This is a genomic window from Aeromonas sp. R2-4 (assembly GCF_040908365.1).
Classification (GTDB): domain Bacteria; phylum Pseudomonadota; class Gammaproteobacteria; order Enterobacterales; family Aeromonadaceae; genus Aeromonas; species Aeromonas veronii.
This window is the reverse complement of sequence record NZ_JBFODO010000012.1, coordinates 173,550-190,534: the sequence shown is the minus strand read 5'-3', so window position 1 is coordinate 190,534 and position 16,985 is coordinate 173,550. Positions and strand designations below refer to the sequence as shown.

The following is a 16,985-nucleotide window of genomic DNA, read 5'->3' as shown; positions in this document are numbered from 1 at the left end:
GGTGATGCATCCGATCGGTTGAGTTGATATGATGAACTCTTTTGAGACCGACAGCTTCATGGCATCCATCCCCGTTCACTGTCCTCGTTGCAACTCTGACCACGTATATCGCCATGGTAAGACCCCTGCTGGCCATGTTCGCTATCGTTGCCCCGTCTGTCCGCACGTGTTTCAGCTCACCTACACCTATGAAGCCCGCAAGCCTGGCGTCAAAGACAAGATTGTTGATATGGCGTTCAACGGCTCAGGTGTTCGTGATACTGCTCGCGTCCTCAAGATTGGCATCAACACCGTCATACGCACCCTAAAAAACTCGCCCCAAGGCAAGTAACCTCCGAGAAGGTGGTGCTCTATGACGTGGCGCTTATCTGTGAACTTGATGAACAGTGGGCCTATGTCGGCAATAAACAGCATCAACATTGGCTTTGGTATGCTTTTGATACCAAGAGAAAACGAGTCGTGGCCTATACCTTTGGCCCACGCAACGATGAGACATGCCGTCGGTTGCTGAGCCTGCTTTCTCCGTTCCAGATAGGCTTTATCACCAGTGATGACTGGGGAAGCTATGCCAGAGAGGTGCCGAGCGAGATGCATCTGACCGGGAAGATATTCACCCAGCGTATCGAGCGTAACAACCTGACGCTCAGAACGCGCATCAAGCGATTGGCTCGCAAGACCATCTGCTTCTCTCGTTCCGTTGAGCTCCACGAGAAAGTGATTGGTGCCTTTATAGAAAGACACCATTTCAACTGATTGGAGTCATTACCCGCGAGCTCTCTTTCGAGCAGCTGGTCGAAATCAGAGAAAAATTCGAAGAGATTTTTGCTGAGCGTGAGCAGCAAGAGAGCAAATTGAGAGAAGAGTCCGCTGAACGCCTGCAAAAACTGGCTGAGTTTACCGAGCTGCTGAAACAAGCGGGCATAGATCCGAGTGAGCTTGTTGGTACTGCAACCACTGCAAAAGCAGAGGGTACAGTAAAGAGCAAGCGCGCTCCTCGTCCTGCAAAATACAAATACACCGAAGACGGTCAGGAGAAAACCTGGACTGGCCAAGGTCGCATGCCCAAGACCATCGCAGAAGCAGTGGCTAATGGTCGTGCATTGGAAGAGTTTTTGATCTAGTGCTGAGAGCCCATGCCAGCTCGGCGTGGGCCTTTAATTCTATCTGTAGTAGGAGCACCGTATGGGGAGGACATTGGAGGATATGATTTCATCCGAATCACCCGAGGTTGTCCAGAGAGCAAAGGCGCTGGCCGAAGAGCAACTGGTACGTCTCAGTGTGACCAAACTGCTTTCAAATCTCGGGACGGGTGATGTTCCTGCAATAGATCCCGATGTTCTCGATAGTTTGTTGTCGCTCAAAAAATCAGTTGAGAGCCATGACTGTCGGTTGAGTTTATTCGTTCATATGCCGGACGGCACTCATCATGGTGTCAATATTTAACTAAAGATCGTCATTGGTACGTTAATCGCAGATTTTATCTACCAAATAAAAATAACACCCCATGGCGATGCTTTTTCAAACTCCCTCGGTGTGCAAGCGGATCTGATAGCGTGTATTGCGTCCGCCACCAGGTAATTTCTCAATGCACCCCCTACCCACCAATTCGGCCAGATGGCGTGTAGCCGTCGCCTTGCTGACTCCGGCGACTTTTTGATATTGGCTGGCGTTGATGCCATTTTCAAAACCTTGTTGGCCGCCATCCAATAAACGGTTAATAACCTTGGTTTGCTCTGGACTCAGACCATCATGACAGTGCTGCAACCAGAAATGTTTTTTGGCAAGAGAACGCTCAATAACCTGTAATGCCAGCTCTATGGCGTAATCCAGTGTGTCGAGGAACCAACAGATCCAGGAGGTAATATCTAGCGAGCCCCTCTGCGCTGACTCAAGCGCTCGATAGTAGTCACCCCGCAGCTCTAGAATCGCAACTGACATGGCATACAGCCGGATGCTGTGGCTGTCAGCCTGTGACAGCGCGAGATCGGTCAATGCCCGCGTGAGCCGCCCATTACCATCATCAACGGGATGCAGGGTCACGAACCAGAGATGGCAAATCGCCGCACGAAGCAGTGGATCCATCGTGGGGTCATGCCGAGTCTGGTTAAACCAGGGGATGAACTCGGCCAGTTGATCGTCCAGAGTTGCTCTGGGCGGTGCCTCAAAATGCACGGTGGGGCGATCTACACGTCCAGAGACAACCAGCATCGGCGCATCTCCTCGCAACTGCCCTACATGCAGCCGCTTCACCGACCATTCGTTGACGGGGAACAACCAACGATGCCATTGGTAAAGCCGCTCAATCGTCAACGGCTGTCCATGATTGTCGATGGCATCCAGCATCATGGCCGCGAGCCCCTCTGAGCGCTCTGATACTGGATAGGACTGAGTTTGTGAGCCTCCTAACCGCCTATCCAGAGAGGAACGCACGGATTGGGCATTGAGACGTTCGCCTTCGATAGCGGACGAGGCGATGATGTTAGCCAATAACGTGTCCAACGTTTGGTTGGGGTTCCCCAACCTGGAATGACTACCGATTAGAATTCCCTGCCTGCGTTGAACCTGCCGTAATCTAGGCAATATCTCGCTATCCTGCCAACGAAAATGGGGCCAATCTGCTTGTTGCCAAATCCAAAATGGTTCCATTATTTCCTCATCCAACGTGCTAGGGTCTCAATAATGAGCCGACCCAGCCCATCATTCAGCTCAATGTTTGAGCCGAATATAACACATGCAGCAGACCAGCAGAGCTGGTAGTGAGGAGGAGATACAGGCTGAAAATTTCAGACCGGAGCTGATGAAAAACTGGATTTATTGCTGCTGTGTGGCGTTACAGCAACCAGTGGATAGACAAGGCGGGAACTCATTTCCGTTTCGAACAGATCTTGTGAGCTTGCAGCTTACGCTGCATAAAGCCACGCACAGGCAGATGCCTTCTGGTCTGCTCATTCATATACCTGACGACACTCACTAATATTAGGATGCCAGTCTAAGCCACCAAAAGAGAAGAATTGAACCACCGAGTAGATTGCCTGCTAGGTATTTCCAAGAGCGGTCTGACAAGAACAAAATCGCCCCCAGTATCGTTATCAGGCCCCAGAGATAGGGCATGAGCAGTACATATAGGCCAGTCAGTGAGTATTCATCGTTAAACCAGTCATAGACAGGCTGAATGAACAGGATCGATGCATTCAAGAGGTGATAGAGCATGAACAAAACAAATATCCATGTTCTCTCTGTCTTCACTGCTGCACTCACTTTAGTTCCCCTTGGAATGGATAGCTGAGTTCAATGACGGTCAAAAACGGCTTGTAGGCAAAGCGCTTGTAGTGTTGAAGAACAAACCAGCTTCTGAAACCGGACGCCAGGCCGTAGAACTTGACTCTTCCGGTCGTGGGGTCAGGGCCAATGTCAGGATAATCGAGACCGAAGTGGTCATATAGCGTTACTTTGATCGTGCCCTTGTAGAAATCGCCAAACTTTTCGTATGTCGTGATTTCCGCCTTGCCTGCCCAGACATCGTTAACCGCAATTGTAAGGCCCTGCACCTTATCCGCCGCAGAGTTGAAGATGGGTAACCGAAAGCCGGAGGTCTTGCTGTATTGCTGCATCAAATCACTCAGAACAAGCTTGTTCACATCACCATCAACTTCGGCCAGCTTTGCCTTCACTTCCTTGATAAGGGTATCTGAGAACTTGATCGTGGTTGGGTGGGCTCTCGCTGCTCTCGTCAACGCTTGGTTCCGATATTCACCCCCCTCGGATTTCTCGAACTTGGCGATCATTGCCAGAATGTTCATCTTCAAGTCGCCAGTTGCAAACAATGTAGCCATGTTGCGGAAGCTACTAAAGAACACCTTGGGGTCAGTCTTTTCGAGATCACCAATAAAGCCGTCATCTCCCATCTTCCCTACAAACATGGGGATAGCCTTGATCTGCTCTGCCGTCATCGTGCCATAGGTCATATCTTCGGCGGGGCTGCCATCAACGTTCTTACCTGGCTCGCGCTTCGACTTGTAGATGAGCACAGGCACACGATAGGTTGTGGCTGACGTTGTATCGGTTTTTGGCTTGAGAGCGGGAGGAACGGTTTCTGCCTTAGGGCGCTCTTTCTCTGCCGAACCAAACCACATTGTCGGCTTGGCTTGGGCATATGCTGACTTGATGGTCTGCTCAAACCTTGGTGTCCCCCTCACTGAGATTTGGTCTCCCAGGATAGTGCAACAAGCAAACACATCAGATTGCATCCCCAATACGACCTTCGACCCGTCATCAAGGCTTCCAGCCACAGGGCCTAGAATGCGCTTAAACTCGTCCTTGGTAAGTTGGTTGATGTCTCTTAGGTCTGGTCTCTGCATGTATGGAGGACTCGATGAAGAGTGGTGGGGCGATCACTTTATCATCAATGCGCCAATCGAGACCATGTAGGCATTTTCTGAAAGCGACATGTCCTGACAATTTGCTGTAGTAGAAAAGGGGAGATAACGAGTCTCAATTAGATCAAAAAGCAACCTTAATGATACATCAATCGTTTTTCTTGATCGCCCCAATCGGATCGTATATCTTTGTGCTGTGTGTATATACAGCACTACATGTTGTGCTATCGATTTAAAGTTAGTCATTATGTAGTGTTTCTGGTGATCCAAACTGAAGAAGGCGTGTTTTGATGGCGTTATACAATCTGTTCATTAGTCACAGCTGGGCTTATGGTGATGCATACGAAAAAGTATGCAAGATGCTGAACTCTCAAGTGTCCACCTATGGCTTTAACTACAAAAATTATAGTGTTCCGAAGAATGACCCCATTCACAATGCTCCAAACGAAACCGCCCTACGGGCTGCCATCAGAGCACAAATCCAGCCAGCTTCTGTTGTCGTAATTCTTGCTGGTGTTTATTCGACTTATAGTAAATGGATAAATATTGAGATTGAGCTGGCTCAGGCAATGGGTAAAAAGATACTTGCTATTGAGCCATGGGCATCAGAGAGAACATCTAAAATAGTGAAAGATTCGGCTGATAAAATTGTGGCATGGAATAGCAAATCTATTGTCGATGGAATTGAAGTGTTAGCAGGAGAAAAATAATAATGCCTGTATTCATTAGCTACCGACACAAAGATAGAGATGCGGCACTCGGTGTAGCGGCTGTTATGCAGCAGTATGGAATCAAAACATATCTTGATGTATTAGACCCTCAGTCACAAACCACAGACCAAATCACAGAAGTCATTACAGCTAGAATGAAAGACTGTACTCACCTCATTGCTGTTGTATCAGAAAATACAGAAGGGTCTTGGTGGGTTCCCTTTGAGATCGGCGAAGCAACTATTATTGATAATCGCATAGCGACCTTTCAAGTGGGATATGTAAATCTGCCTGAGTATCTTAAAAAATGGCCTAAAATGACAACCCTTGAACATTTAAGGTTATTTGCAATGGCTTACAAAGCTGATTACCCACTCGCATTTAATCGTAAGTTTGGAAATGAAGCTTCTACTTCATCCAGAAGCTCTGAGCAGTTCCATTACAATTTAAAGAAAAATCTTGGTCAGATATACTAATAAGGAGGGGCGTAGCCCCTCTATTATTTAAAAAAATAAAATGATATACCAAGCAACATGTACATGACGCCAAAACATAACGGTACATAGTTTTCTACATGTGTTAATGGTAGGTACTTCTTGGGGTCTTTGCCTTCACCCATAGCAACCCACTCACCTTTGAAAAGGGCCATGGGCATGACGCGCTCCATTTCATGAACAACAGCAAATTTACCACTATTCAGTTGGCGATACGAGTAGACAACCCTCCACCATACATAGCAAAGAGCGATTACTGCGCCAAATGGTAAAAGGCCCACCAAGCCATCAGGTAAAATCTTCTCCTTGAGCATCACAGTAAATGCAGTGATCAAGGCCGTGTGAACACCTACAAAAAATGAGTTAGCTAGCATTCTACGAGCACTAACTCTATCTGCCATATCAACAAACATTTTATACTGTTCAAAAAGATGCTTTTCGTACTCTGCACCGTAAGTAGTCTTTGGTGAAGATATAAGATTTAACTTGTCTCCCCCCATCTGAGCTTTCATATTCTTGAGCTCTTCACAGGTACAGTTTTTTTGTTCAGTCATATAAGTTACCCATGCATGACAATATTAATGAAGATATACCATATAAAGACTAAGCATGGCCACATAAATTTATTTATTTTCAGATGGTAACAATTTCCTGTTCTAATTAATGAGAAAAACGATGACTTCCATTGTTTATTAATGGCGACATAAAAATAACGCTGCATTACATCTATTTGGTAACGTATGTATTCCTATCGCCTTCAATATTTATTATTCTGCTAAATATATTCGCCCACAGTCTATGGCAACAAATCTTGAATATCACAGTCTAGCGCTTGGGCAATTTTGTATGCTTTCTCTAGGGTGACATTGACCTCACCACGTTCAATCCGTCCTACATAGCTTCTATCGATGTCGGTCATCAACGCTAGTGCATCTTGTGATATCCCCAAACGAAGCCGTCTTTCACGTATGGTATTGCCAAATTTTTTTGCTAAGTCTTGCATGTCTCGCCTCTCTCTGGCGAGCACTATCCCTAGTTGTCTGGTTTATCGCCACGGATTATAATCCGCAATCCAGTTTAGATTCCCACTAACCATTGTCGTTCGAGACCGAGGATTACTTATGGGCTCCCAAACTGTGTGGCTACCAACCGCACTCTACACAGCACTCATTCGGATGCAGCTGAACGATTTCACTGCACAGGAGTGCGTAATCGCTGTATTTGGTGACAAGATTGAACGCTTGTCACAACAGAGACGCTATGGACTCATATATCGCAATCTGAACAAGCTAGTCGATATTGGCATCTTGGATAAACGTAATGTTGGCAATAAATGCCTACGTCCCAACTACATCAAAACAGCGATGTTTGAGGAGGTTACCTTCCAGGAATACCTGTTAGATCCAGAGATTCCAGTGACTCAGGTCGAGCAAAAGGCTGTCGTGGAAGTGAGGAACGAAGGGCTAAGGGAACTGGAGGCCAGGGCGCGTACTTATCGGTTGGAGCTCCAGGAATACCAGGCTACGTTCGCCGAATATTGCGAGCTACGAACAGATTTTCCCGCGCTAGAGAAGACCATTGAGAATGTGCTCAGGAACACCTGCCAAGAGTATCGAGGCTTACGAGGTCGGTTGGCTGCCGTGGAGGAGGTAATGAGGGCGTTAGGGAGAAGCTGACGTATTGTTGAACCTTGCTTTCAACAAATCACTGACTCATTCAACTGAGAGCGTGTGCATAAAAATGGTGCTGACTATCAGAATCGAACTGATGACCTACTGATTACGGGTCAGTTGCTCTACCTACTGAGCTAAGTCAGCTAAAACATACAAAATAGTGACAATCAATATTCGGGTGTAAATAACCTACATTTTCGAAGGCTTGTTTATGTCAACCTTGTCTATTGATTGTCAATCTACCCTCAAGATCTGTCAATAATCCAGTGAAATTCGGCGTGTCAATCAAACCAACAAGACAAACATAAAAAGCATTTAAAAAACAACGAATTAGAGTTTGTCAAAATTGAGGCATGCAACATATAAAGCCTGATTACGAATGCGCTGCTCTACCAACTGAGCTATACCGGCTTGTTGCTCTCCACATTCATAAAAAATGGCCGGCAAGTCAATTGAGGCAGCTCGATTTTATGAGTTGGCTCATGGTGTTAGCGCCCAATTTACAGGTCGGCAAACTCGGGGATATGGGCGCGGCCGCGGCTTTCGAGAAATTCGAGCAGGGCACGGGGGGAGCGCACCAGGATCCGCTCTTGCGGGAAGCCCGCTTCGGTCACCAGACGGTGGCAGTGGTCAAAATCGCCAAGAGTAAATGCCACGTGGGAATCGGAGCCGAAAGTGAGATAGGCCCCCAGATCTCGCGCGACTTCAACGATGGCACGGCAGTTGCCTTCGCTACCTGGGCGCGAGTGAATGAAAGAGGAGTTGTTGATCTCCAGCGCTACCCGATAGTCAGCGGCCGCCTTGACCACCGCCTGAATATCGATTGGAAATGCGGGGTTGCCAGGGTGGCTGATCATGTCGACCCGGCCGCTCTTGATGGCGTTGATCATAGCCTGGGTGTGAGTGGCCTGATCGCAGGGAGGGAATACCTGCTCATGAAAGCCCGCCATGATCATGTCGAGGCGCGACTCATAGCGCTCGGGAAAATCGATCTCCCCCTCCAGGTTTTTGATGTTGGCCTCGATACCCCGCAGGATCCCTACCCCATCCACCACTCTTGGCAATATCGGCAAGTTGGCAAAGTGCCAGACATGAGGGGCATCGGCCATCTCGGGGCCATGATCCGTGGTGGCGAACAGCTTGATCCCCTTGGCCCTGGCTATCGGCAGATAGTCGTGGATGGTGCTGTAGGCATGGGTGCTGGCAATGGTGTGAGTGTGGGTATCGACCGGGTACTTCATCTTCTCTCCCCTCATATTTTGAAAGGGCAGCATAGCAAAGAGCCGCAGCTTGGGCCACGCCAGTGCTTGCCACACTTTGTCACAAAATACCGCGAAGCTGACATAGTCTGAGGGGCTCTGGCTGGCATACTGCCCCCGTCGATACATGCCTGAACTCGCATCGACAGTTTGCCGTCAGGATGACGCGAACTCACTTTCCCCACCGTCGCGCCCTGCGGCGGTTTTTTTTGCCTGCAAACCGCAAACCGGTAACAGACGCGCAAAAAAAGGCCCAACTAGCATGGTGCAGGTTGGGCGAGACTTAATGTTTAATTGCAGTGGCATAGATATAGAGTCCTGCTTTTTGACTAAGTTCCGCCCACTTTGCTTTTTTCATCGAAAAACATTCCGCTAACACTCATTCACATTCTCTTGACACTTCACGTTATGAAACGTACTTTTTAAACATTCGTTTAAGTGAGGTGTCCAGTGAGTAAAATCGATACCAAAAACCGTATTCTCGACGCCGCTGAAGTGCTGTTTGCCGAGCGGGGATTCGCCGATACCTCTTTGCGTCTGATCACCAGTGAGGCCGACGTTAATCTGGCGTCGGTGAACTATCACTTCGGCTCCAAGAAGGAGCTGATCCAGGCGGTACTCGACCGTTACCTGAGCCTGTTTATGCCGGATCTCGATGCCCGGCTGCGGGTACTGATGGAGCAGGAGCAGCTGACCCTGCTGCAACTGTTTGAAAGCTTTGTCGAACCGCTGATGAAACTCTCGGCAGTGCGGGCCAACGGCCCGGCCATCTTTATGCAGCTGCTGGGGCGCGGCTATATCGACAGCCAGGGCCACCTGCGCCGCTTTATCACCGCCCACTACGGCCCCATTCTGATGCGGATCACCCAGGCGATCTCCAAGGCCAATCCGGTCCTGTCGCCGGCGGATCTCTTCTGGCGCCTGCACTTCACCCTGGGCACCGTCGTATTCACCATGGCCTCTGCCGATGCGCTGCGCGACATCGCCCTGGCCGACTTTGGCCAGCAGCTCGATGTGGAAGGGCTGGTGCGCAACGTTATTCCTTATCTGGCGTCCGGAGTCGGGGCGCCCGTGGAGTCGACCAGGCTCTCCCTGGCCGTGTAACAACCAACAATAAATCAACGGAAACAGTGAAATAGAAGGAACTTCGGTATGATCACATTGCTTGTCCTGCTGGTGCTGGCGATAGCCGTTGTGCTCGGCGTGCCCTCCATCCGTAAAAAGGTGGTAACCCGTCCGGTGTTCGGCATCTTCAAAAAAATATTGCCGCCCTTGTCAGCCACCGAGCGGGAGGCCATGGAAGCCGGCTCCGTCTGGTGGGATGGCGAGTTGTTTCGCGGCAACCCCGACTGGAAAAAACTGCATGGCTACGGCAAGGCCGAGCTGACCGCAGAGGAGCAGGCCTTTATCGACAATCAGGTCGAAACCCTGCTCGCCATGGTTGATGACTTCAAGATCGTCAACGAAACCAAAGACCTGCCAGAGCCGGTGTGGGACTATCTGAAGAAGGAAGGCTTCTTCTCCCTGATCATCCCGAAATCCTACGGCGGCCGCGAATTCTCGGCGATTGCCAACTCCACCATCGTCACCCGTATCGCGACCAAGAGCCTGAGCGTGGCGGTCACCGTCATGGTGCCGAACTCTCTCGGCCCGGGTGAGCTGCTGATGCACTATGGCACCCAGGCCCAGAAAGATTTCTGGCTGCCGGGGCTGGCCAATGGCAAAGAGGTGCCCTGCTTCGCCCTGACCGGGCCGGAAGCGGGCTCCGATGCAGGTGCCATTCCGGACAAGGGAATCGTCTGCAAAGGGATGCACATGGGTGAAGAGGTGCTGGGTATTCGCCTCAACTGGAACAAGCGCTACATCACCCTGGCGCCCCGCGCTACCGTACTGGGGCTGGCGTTCAAACTCTATGACCCGGAAAAGCTGCTGGGTGACAAGGAAGAGCTCGGCATCACCTGCGCGCTTATCCCAACCAGCCACCCCGGTGTGCGCGTTGGCGATCGCCACTACCCCATGGGTCTGGCGTTCCTGAACGGCCCGACCTTCGGCAAGGATGTGTTTATTCCGCTCGACTGGATCATCGGCGGCCCGGATTACGCCGGTCGCGGCTGGCGCATGCTGGTGGAGTGCCTCTCCGCCGGTCGCGGCATCTCGCTGCCAGCCCTTGGCACCGCTTGCGGTCATATGGCGAGCCGCACCGTGGGTGCCTACTCCTATGTGCGCAAGCAGTTCGGCATGTCCATCGGCAAATTTGAAGGTGTGCAGGAAGCGCTGGCCCGTATCGGCGGCCTCACCTATCAGCTGGAAGGGGCCCGTCGCATGACCGCAGGTTCCTTGGACTTGGGTCAGGCACCAGCCATCGTCACCGCGATTTCCAAGTACCACATGACCGAAATGGCGCGCCAGATCATGGATGACTCCATGGACATCCACGCCGGTCGTGCCATCCAGCTCGGTCCGAAAAACTACACCGGCTACGCCTACATGGGGATTCCGGTCGCCATCACGGTGGAAGGGGCCAACATCCTGACCCGCAACCTGATGATTTTCGGGCAGGGTGCCACCCGCTGCCACCCGTACGTCTTTGCCGAGCTGGAAGCGGCGGCCGATACCGACGTGGAACGCGGTCTCGAGAAGTTTGACGCCCTGCTGATGAAGCACATCGCCTTCGGCGCCGGCAACTTCTTCGGTTCCCTGTTCCAGGGGCTGACTCTGGGTCAGTTCAACAGCGCACCGGTAGCTGGCGAAACCGCTCGCTACTACAAGCAGCTCTCCCGCATGAGTAAAGGGCTGGCCCTGTGCGCCGACGTCTCCATGCTGATGCTGGGTGGCGATCTCAAGCGCAAGGAGATGATCTCCGCCCGCCTGGGTGACGTGCTGAGCCACCTCTACCTGGCCTCCGCCACCCTCAAACACTACGAGGATCAGGGCCGTATGGTCTCCGATCTGCCGTTCGTGCAGTACGCGGTGGAGCGCAACCTCTACCTGATTGGCAAGGCGTTCGAGGGCTTCTTCCAGAACTTCCCGAACAAGGTGGTGGGTGCCGTACTCAAGCGTGTGGTGTTCCCGTTTGGCGTGGGTTACAAGATGCCGGCCGACGATCGCTGCCACGCCATCTGTCTGGCCATGATGAAGCCGGGCGAGTTCCGCGACCGTCTGACCGCCCTCTGCTATGTGGGCAAAGACGAGGCGGATCCGGTCGGCCTGATGGAGCGCGCCTTCCAGGCCATGGTCGCTGTGCAGCCCTACGAGAAGAAGCTGGTGCAGGCCCAGAAAGAGGGCAAACTGCCCCGCAAACTGGCCCTGCCGGAGCTGGTTGCCGCCGCGCTGGCCGGTTCCATCCTGAGCAAGGACGAAGCGGACAAGCTGCTGGCCGCCGATGCCCTGCGCTACGAAGCGATTCAGGTAGACAACTTCGCCCCGGGCGAGCTGGAAGGCTTCTCCCAGCAAGCAAACAAGCAGCCAAACAAGGTCGAGCACGCCGCCTGATCCCTTGGCAAACCAGTACCAAACCGGCCCTCGTGGCCGGTTTTTTTGTTTGTTAACCATGCATTTACAAGCCGGGAGAATTCCAGTTAAATGCTTGAGTCCCTGTTGCAGGGGCTTTGGAAGCAAGGCCAGCGGAATGGCCGATAACAACAACTCAGGAAGAGTGAATGAACCTCGCCAAAACGGCGATCGAGCGCCCCATCTGGGTGGCGGTCTCGATCGTGCTGATTTTCCTGCTGGGCCTGCTCAGCATCCGGGGACTGCCGATCCAGCTGTTCCCCGACATCGACCGTCCACACCTCAACATCTCGGTGAGCTGGCGTTCAGCCTCGCCCCAAGAGATGGAGTCGGAGATCACCGACCCCATCGAGCAGGAAATGCAGGGGGTTCAGGGGCTCAAGAGCCTTGTCAGCAACAGCTATCCCGGCTTTACCGAAATCGACATGGAGTTTGCCCTCGGCACCGACATGCAGCGGGCCCAACTCGACGTGATTTCGCGACTGAACCGGGTCTCGGGATTGCCGGACAAGATCGGCGGCCCCTACGTCAACAACTACAGCAGCAACGATACCCTCACCTTCTTCTTCATCCAGCAGCTGCCCGGCGCCAAAGGGGTGATCGATGATCATCAGGCGCTGATCGAGGCGCGGGTCAAACCCGAGCTGGAGCGCATTGAAGGGGTCTCGACGGTCGCAGTCGAGGGGATCAACGAGCGCCAGATCCAGATCCGCTTCGACCCCTACCGAGCCGCCGAGCTGGGAGTTGAGATCCCGGTGCTGGCCAGCCGCGCCACCACCGGCTGGGACGTGTCGGCCGGTACCCTCGACATCGGCCGCTGGGAGTACAAGCTGCGCTTCGCCGGTCGCTATGATGTCGAGACGCTGGGGGACAAGGTGGTGGACTGGCGCGATGGCCTGCCCATCTATCTGCGGGATGTAGCAGAAGTAAGGGTGGCCAGGGAAGAGAACCCGGTGCTGCGGATCCAGAACGGCAATACCGCCATCGCCGCCCAGATCTTCAAGGAGAGCGGTGCCAATGCCCTGGCCTCCCTTGAGGCGATCAAGGCCCGGGTGAACGAGCTCAACCGCGAGGTGCTGGAGCCGGTCGGGCTGCACATGGAGCAGTCGTTCGATGCCTCCCTCTACATCAATCGCGCCGTCAGCATGGTCACTGCCAACCTGGGGCTCGGGGTGCTGCTCTCCTGTGCCATCCTCTGGCTCTTCCTGCGCCAGCTCAAGGCGACCCTGATGATTGCCCTCGCCATCCCCATCAGCATCATGCTCACCTTCTGCCTGCTCAAGGTGATGGATCGCACCCTCAACATCATCTCGCTGGCGGGCATCGCCTTTGCCGTCGGCATGGTGCTCGACGCCGCCATCGTGGTGCTGGAGAGCATCTACCGGCGCCACGAGCGGGGGGATTTGAGCAAGGCGGAGGCAGCGCTCGAAGGTACCCGTCAGGTGTGGACGGCGCTGGTCGCCTCCACCCTCACCACGGTCGCCATCTTCCTGCCGGTGCTGCTGCTCAACGATGTGGAGGGTCAGCTGTTTGCCGATCTGGCGCTCACCATCGCCTGCGCCGTGACGGTCTCCATGCTGGTCGCCGTCATCGTGCTGCCTGCGGTGGCGGCGCGCTGGATGGGACATGAAACGCTGACCGACCCCTATGAGTCGCTGTGGCAGCGCACTACCCGTCACGTGATCCGCTGGACCTCGACCTCACGCCAGCGCTGGACGGTCATCACCCTGATGATGAGCCTGCCGGCCCTAGCCACCTGGGCGCTGCTGCCCAAGATGGACTATCTGCCGGACGTGAAACGGGACGCGGTGGATGTCTGGATGAACTTCACCCCCGGGGTCAACCTCAAGGCCCAGCGCGAAGAGGTGATCGATACCCTGATCGCCCGCCTCGACCCCTACATGAAGGGGGAGAAAGAGCCAGCCCTCAAGAACTACTACATCTTGCGCTACCCGGGGGGCGCCCAGATTGGCGTGCGCCCCAAAGACGAGACCCGCATCAAGGAGCTGGAGAGCCTGTTGATGAAGCAGCTGCTGGTGGGTATTCCCGACACCCGGGTGTTCGGCGGTCAGGGGTCGCTGTTTGGCGGCTTTGACAGCGAGAACGGCGTCTCCCTGCTGCTGCAGGGGGGCAACCTGCCCGAGCTCTATCAGGCGGCCCGTGCCAGCATGGGGATCCTCAGCAAGGACCTGCCGGGAGCACAGATCCGGCCCGAGCCGAGTCTCGACTTCACCGCCCCCGAGCTCAAACTGGTGCCGCAAGATCGGCGTCTCGCCGAAGTGGGCTGGGATCGCACGCCCCTGCCCGCCATCATCCAGACCTTTGGCGACGGCTTGCGGGTTGGCGAGTATTTCGACGGCGAAGATCGGCTCGACATCATGCTGATGGGGCAGAGCTCCGCCAATCCGGACGAACTGAAGGCAGTGCCGCTGGCCACCCCCTCCGGGCGCATCGTTCCCCTTGGCGAGCTGTTGCGGGTAGAGCACGACATGGGCCCGGCCAGTATCTTCCGGGCCGATGGGCGGCGCAGCATCAGCCTGCAGATAGCGCCCCCGGCGGGCATGACCATGGAGCAGGTGCTCGACACCCTGAAAAACCGCAGTTTTGCCGCCATCCGCCCCCTGCTGCCCGCTGGTGGCGAGCTGCGCATTGCCGGCAATGCCGACAGCCTGCAACAGGCGCTCGACAATCTGGGGACCATCTTCCTGTTCGCCGTGGTGATCCTGCTGGTGCTGCTGTGGGGGGTGTTTGCCTCCATCAAGGATGCCCTGCTGGTGCTGCTCACCCTGCCCCTTGCCTCGGTTGGCGGCGTGCTGGCGCTGCAACTGAGCGGGCTGCTGGTGCCGCTGCCGATGGACCTGCTCACCATCATCGGCTTTGTCATCCTGCTGGGACTGGTGGTCAACAACGCCATCCTGTTGGTGCATCAGACCCGCACCGCCGAGCGGGACGGCATGAGCCGCCAGCTGGCGGTGGCCGATGCCCTGCAAAGCCGGATGCGTCCCATCGCCATGACCAGTCTCACCAGCATCTTCGGCATGCTGCCGCTGATGCTGAGCCCGAGCGAAGGGAGCGAAATTTACCGCGGGCTCGCCACCGTCATTGTCGGCGGCATGAGCTGCAGCACCCTGTTTACCCTGATCCTGTTGCCTGCCTTCCTGCGTCTCGGGGAGCAGGTGGCGATCCCACAACCCCTGCGCCAGCGGGCCTGAGCAAGGAGCTCATCGATGACACATATGATTACCCGAATGTTGGCTGGCGCGGTGCTGATTGCAGGCAGTGCGCTACCGGTATTGGCCGATCAGGGCAAGATGGTGACCCTGGCGGATGTGACCCAAGGGGATGCGGCCGCCAATATCTGGGTCAGCGGCACGGTGGCGAGTCGCCAGCAGGCGGCACTCAGCGCCGAAGTGAGCGGCCGAGTGGAGTGGATCGCCGAATTTGGCAGCCGGGTCAAAAAAGGGGATGAGCTACTGCGCCTCGACAGCGCGGCACTGCGCCTCTCGCTGGAGCAAGCTCGCGCCGAGCAGGCGAAATGGCAGAGCAACTTGCGCTTCGCCCGCGCCGAATCCCAACGGATCACCCGACTGCACCAGCAAAAGAGCGCCTCCCAGAGCCAGTACGACAAGGCCAGCTACGATGTGGAGCAGGCCGCGCTGGCCGAGCGACTGGCCGCCATACAGGTAAACCAGATTGAAGAGCAGCTGCGCCGCAGCCACATCTATGCCCCGTTCGACGGGGTGGTGAACAACCACTTCATCCAGCCCGGCGAGCATGTGGACGCGGGCGAGCAGGCGCTGGAGCTGGTCAACCCGGATCAGCCGGATATCCGCCTGCAGGCCCCCATCCTCTGGGCCCAACAGCTGGCGCCGCAAACCCGGCTGCGGGTGGAGGGGGAGCAGCTGAGCGGTCACGGCGTCTATTACCAGCGAGCCGCCAGCGCCGATCCCAAGTCGCGCCTCATCGAGCTGCGCCTCAAACCGGAAGCGGGCACCTTCATCATCGGCTCGCCGGTGCGGGTTGCCCTGCCACTGGGGGATCAACAGAGCATGCTGCTGCCCCGGGACGCCCTGGTGCTCGGCACCGATGGCAGTGTGGTCTATCAGGTGGCGCGAAGCGGCAAGGCGCTCAAGGTGAATCGGGTGCCGGTCACCGTGCTGTTTGGCGACAGCCAGCAAGTTGCGGTGACCGGCGCCCTCAAGCAGGGGGATCGGGTGGTGGTGCGTGGCGCAGGCAGCCTGCAGGATGGCGACACCATAGAATTGTTCAAGGGGTAGCCACGCCCGACGCAGGCTGTCCAATCTTTGCCCGCTTAACCCGGGACATACAGCCAAACGTGCCACAGTTTGCTATCTTGGCGGCCATCACTCGCGTTTAGAGCAATCAACACCCATGAGCATTATTTTGGGCATCGATCCGGGTTCGCGGATCACCGGATACGGGGTTATCCGGGTCGTGGGCGGCAAGGCCGAATACTTGGGCTCTGGCTGCATCCGCACCGATTGCGGCGAGCTGCCGGAGCGCCTCAAGCAGGTTTATGACGGGGTATGCGAGATCATCACCCAGTTCAAACCCACCGAGTTTGCCATCGAGCGGGTCTTTATGGCCCGCAACGCCGACTCGGCCCTGAAACTGGGGCAGGCCCGGGGCAGCGCCATCGTCGCCGCGGTCAACGCCTATCTGCCGGTGAGCGAATACTCTGCCACCCAGATCAAGCAGGCAGTGGTGGGCACCGGCGGCGCCGCCAAGGAACAGGTGCAGCATATGGTGACCCATCTGCTGAAACTCTCTGCCACCCCGCAGGCGGATGCAGCAGATGCCCTTGGCGTCGCGCTCTGCCACCTGCACACCCGCCAGAGCCTGATCAAGATGGCCGGCCGTGCCAGCAGCTCGGTACGTGGCCGCTATCGCTGAGCCCTTGTGTCGTCCACGACTCATCTCAGTATCGCTAAATAAAAAAACC

Annotated in this window: 16 protein-coding genes, 1 tRNA gene and 1 pseudogene; 11 read left to right on the top strand and 7 right to left on the bottom strand. The window is 54.9% G+C overall.

Annotation, left to right across the window (positions count from 1 at the left end; genetic code table 11):
• The first annotated feature begins 58 nt into the window (after positions 1-58).
• The 3 genes from AB5Z05_RS05330 (at position 59) to AB5Z05_RS05320 (ending at position 1,443) form a co-directional block, all read left to right on the top strand.
• Positions 59-753 (top strand): IS1 family transposase gene (locus AB5Z05_RS05330; protein ID WP_197495595.1). Its coding sequence is split into 2 segments (ribosomal slippage): positions 59-305 and positions 305-753, totalling 696 coding nucleotides; the frame shifts between segments, so codons are not numbered across the junction.
• Complete coding sequence (locus AB5Z05_RS05325) at positions 750-1,121, top strand: H-NS family nucleoid-associated regulatory protein (protein ID WP_368150400.1); 372 nt, start codon at positions 750-752, stop codon at positions 1,119-1,121. Before AB5Z05_RS05330 ends, AB5Z05_RS05325 begins: the two co-directional genes overlap by 4 nt.
• A gap of 82 nt (positions 1,122-1,203) precedes the next feature.
• On the top strand, positions 1,204-1,443 hold the full coding sequence (locus tag AB5Z05_RS05320; protein WP_232354411.1) for a hypothetical protein: 240 nt from the start codon (positions 1,204-1,206) through the stop codon (positions 1,441-1,443).
• Between the two features lie 75 nt (positions 1,444-1,518).
• Here AB5Z05_RS05320 and AB5Z05_RS05315 read toward each other — a convergent pair whose 3' ends face one another.
• The 3 genes and pseudogenes from AB5Z05_RS05315 to AB5Z05_RS05305 form a co-directional block, all read right to left on the bottom strand.
• Complete coding sequence (locus AB5Z05_RS05315; protein WP_232354413.1) at positions 1,519-2,346, bottom strand: Fic family protein; 828 nt, start codon at positions 2,344-2,346, stop codon at positions 1,519-1,521.
• 66 nt (positions 2,347-2,412) lie between these two features.
• Positions 2,413-2,646 (bottom strand): annotated as a pseudogene (locus AB5Z05_RS05310) (DUF4172 domain-containing protein); the annotation flags it as partial.
• 608 nt (positions 2,647-3,254) lie between these two features.
• A complete protein-coding gene (locus tag AB5Z05_RS05305) occupies positions 3,255-4,247 on the bottom strand; it encodes a DUF3289 family protein (RefSeq protein ID WP_234832711.1) in 993 nt (330 codons plus the stop codon).
• Positions 4,248-4,666: 419 nt separating this feature from the next.
• Between AB5Z05_RS05305 and AB5Z05_RS05300 the strand changes: the two genes are divergently transcribed.
• Both AB5Z05_RS05300 and AB5Z05_RS05295 read left to right on the top strand, forming a co-directional pair.
• Positions 4,667-5,086 (top strand): TIR domain-containing protein, encoded by a 420-nt coding sequence (locus AB5Z05_RS05300; RefSeq protein WP_206424604.1) that lies wholly within the window; start codon positions 4,667-4,669, stop codon positions 5,084-5,086.
• A 2-nt stretch (positions 5,087-5,088) separates the two neighbouring features.
• Positions 5,089-5,562, top strand: coding sequence for a toll/interleukin-1 receptor domain-containing protein (locus AB5Z05_RS05295; RefSeq protein WP_123172645.1), 474 nt, complete (start codon positions 5,089-5,091; stop codon positions 5,560-5,562).
• Between the two features lie 23 nt (positions 5,563-5,585).
• On the opposite strand, the gene AB5Z05_RS05290 is transcribed toward AB5Z05_RS05295, so the two are convergent.
• Both AB5Z05_RS05290 and AB5Z05_RS05285 read right to left on the bottom strand, forming a co-directional pair.
• Positions 5,586-6,134 (bottom strand): hypothetical protein, encoded by a 549-nt coding sequence (locus AB5Z05_RS05290; protein ID WP_150389442.1) that lies wholly within the window; start codon positions 6,132-6,134, stop codon positions 5,586-5,588.
• Positions 6,135-6,376: 242 nt separating this feature from the next.
• Positions 6,377-6,583 (bottom strand): helix-turn-helix domain-containing protein, encoded by a 207-nt coding sequence (locus AB5Z05_RS05285; RefSeq protein WP_123172643.1) that lies wholly within the window; start codon positions 6,581-6,583, stop codon positions 6,377-6,379.
• Between the two features lie 118 nt (positions 6,584-6,701).
• On the opposite strand from AB5Z05_RS05285, the gene AB5Z05_RS05280 reads away from it, so the two are divergent.
• Entirely contained in the window at positions 6,702-7,256 is a 555-nt protein-coding gene (locus tag AB5Z05_RS05280; RefSeq protein WP_123172642.1) for a hypothetical protein, read from the top strand.
• Positions 7,257-7,321: 65 nt separating this feature from the next.
• On the opposite strand, the gene AB5Z05_RS05275 is transcribed toward AB5Z05_RS05280, so the two are convergent.
• Positions 7,322-7,397, bottom strand: a tRNA-Thr gene (locus AB5Z05_RS05275).
• A gap of 356 nt (positions 7,398-7,753) precedes the next feature.
• The gene (locus AB5Z05_RS05270; RefSeq protein WP_368150386.1) at positions 7,754-8,494 is read right to left on the bottom strand and encodes a phosphatase; all 741 of its coding nucleotides are present in this window, start codon (positions 8,492-8,494) and stop codon (positions 7,754-7,756) included.
• A gap of 468 nt (positions 8,495-8,962) precedes the next feature.
• On the opposite strand from AB5Z05_RS05270, the gene AB5Z05_RS05265 reads away from it, so the two are divergent.
• The 5 genes from AB5Z05_RS05265 (at position 8,963) to ruvC (ending at position 16,936) form a co-directional block, all read left to right on the top strand.
• Positions 8,963-9,616, top strand: coding sequence for a TetR/AcrR family transcriptional regulator (locus tag AB5Z05_RS05265; protein WP_368150384.1), 654 nt, complete (start codon positions 8,963-8,965; stop codon positions 9,614-9,616).
• 48 nt (positions 9,617-9,664) lie between these two features.
• Complete coding sequence (locus tag AB5Z05_RS05260; RefSeq protein ID WP_368150382.1) at positions 9,665-12,004, top strand: acyl-CoA dehydrogenase; 2,340 nt, start codon at positions 9,665-9,667, stop codon at positions 12,002-12,004.
• A 167-nt stretch (positions 12,005-12,171) separates the two neighbouring features.
• Positions 12,172-15,234, top strand: a complete 3,063-nt coding sequence (locus AB5Z05_RS05255) for an efflux RND transporter permease subunit (RefSeq protein WP_338711321.1) — start codon at positions 12,172-12,174, stop codon at positions 15,232-15,234.
• A 15-nt stretch (positions 15,235-15,249) separates the two neighbouring features.
• A complete protein-coding gene (locus AB5Z05_RS05250; RefSeq protein ID WP_368150380.1) occupies positions 15,250-16,299 on the top strand; it encodes an efflux RND transporter periplasmic adaptor subunit in 1,050 nt (349 codons plus the stop codon).
• A 115-nt stretch (positions 16,300-16,414) separates the two neighbouring features.
• Positions 16,415-16,936, top strand: a complete 522-nt coding sequence (gene ruvC / locus AB5Z05_RS05245; protein ID WP_005334512.1) for a crossover junction endodeoxyribonuclease RuvC — start codon at positions 16,415-16,417, stop codon at positions 16,934-16,936.
• The last annotated feature ends 49 nt before the right edge of the window (positions 16,937-16,985 follow it).

Excerpts from the sequence above, each read along its gene's own strand:
- AB5Z05_RS05300 (WP_206424604.1), top strand. The coding sequence starts at position 4,667 with ATGGCGTTATACAATCTGTTCATTAGTCACAGCTGGGCTTATGGTGAT.
- AB5Z05_RS05260 (WP_368150382.1), top strand. The coding sequence starts at position 9,665 with ATGATCACATTGCTTGTCCTGCTGGTGCTGGCGATAGCCGTTGTGCTC.
- AB5Z05_RS05250 (WP_368150380.1), top strand. The coding sequence starts at position 15,250 with ATGACACATATGATTACCCGAATGTTGGCTGGCGCGGTGCTGATTGCA.
- AB5Z05_RS05320 (WP_232354411.1), top strand. The coding sequence starts at position 1,204 with ATGATTTCATCCGAATCACCCGAGGTTGTCCAGAGAGCAAAGGCGCTG.
- AB5Z05_RS05305 (WP_234832711.1), bottom strand. The coding sequence starts at position 4,247 with ATGCAATCTGATGTGTTTGCTTGTTGCACTATCCTGGGAGACCAAATC.
- AB5Z05_RS05255 (WP_338711321.1), top strand. The coding sequence starts at position 12,172 with ATGAACCTCGCCAAAACGGCGATCGAGCGCCCCATCTGGGTGGCGGTC.
- AB5Z05_RS05295 (WP_123172645.1), top strand. The coding sequence starts at position 5,089 with ATGCCTGTATTCATTAGCTACCGACACAAAGATAGAGATGCGGCACTC.
- AB5Z05_RS05280 (WP_123172642.1), top strand. The coding sequence starts at position 6,702 with ATGGGCTCCCAAACTGTGTGGCTACCAACCGCACTCTACACAGCACTC.
- AB5Z05_RS05270 (WP_368150386.1), bottom strand. The coding sequence starts at position 8,494 with ATGAAGTACCCGGTCGATACCCACACTCACACCATTGCCAGCACCCAT.
- AB5Z05_RS05315 (WP_232354413.1), bottom strand. The coding sequence starts at position 2,346 with ATGATGCTGGATGCCATCGACAATCATGGACAGCCGTTGACGATTGAG.
- AB5Z05_RS05285 (WP_123172643.1), bottom strand. The coding sequence starts at position 6,583 with ATGCAAGACTTAGCAAAAAAATTTGGCAATACCATACGTGAAAGACGG.
- AB5Z05_RS05290 (WP_150389442.1), bottom strand. The coding sequence starts at position 6,134 with ATGACTGAACAAAAAAACTGTACCTGTGAAGAGCTCAAGAATATGAAA.
- ruvC (WP_005334512.1), top strand. The coding sequence starts at position 16,415 with ATGAGCATTATTTTGGGCATCGATCCGGGTTCGCGGATCACCGGATAC.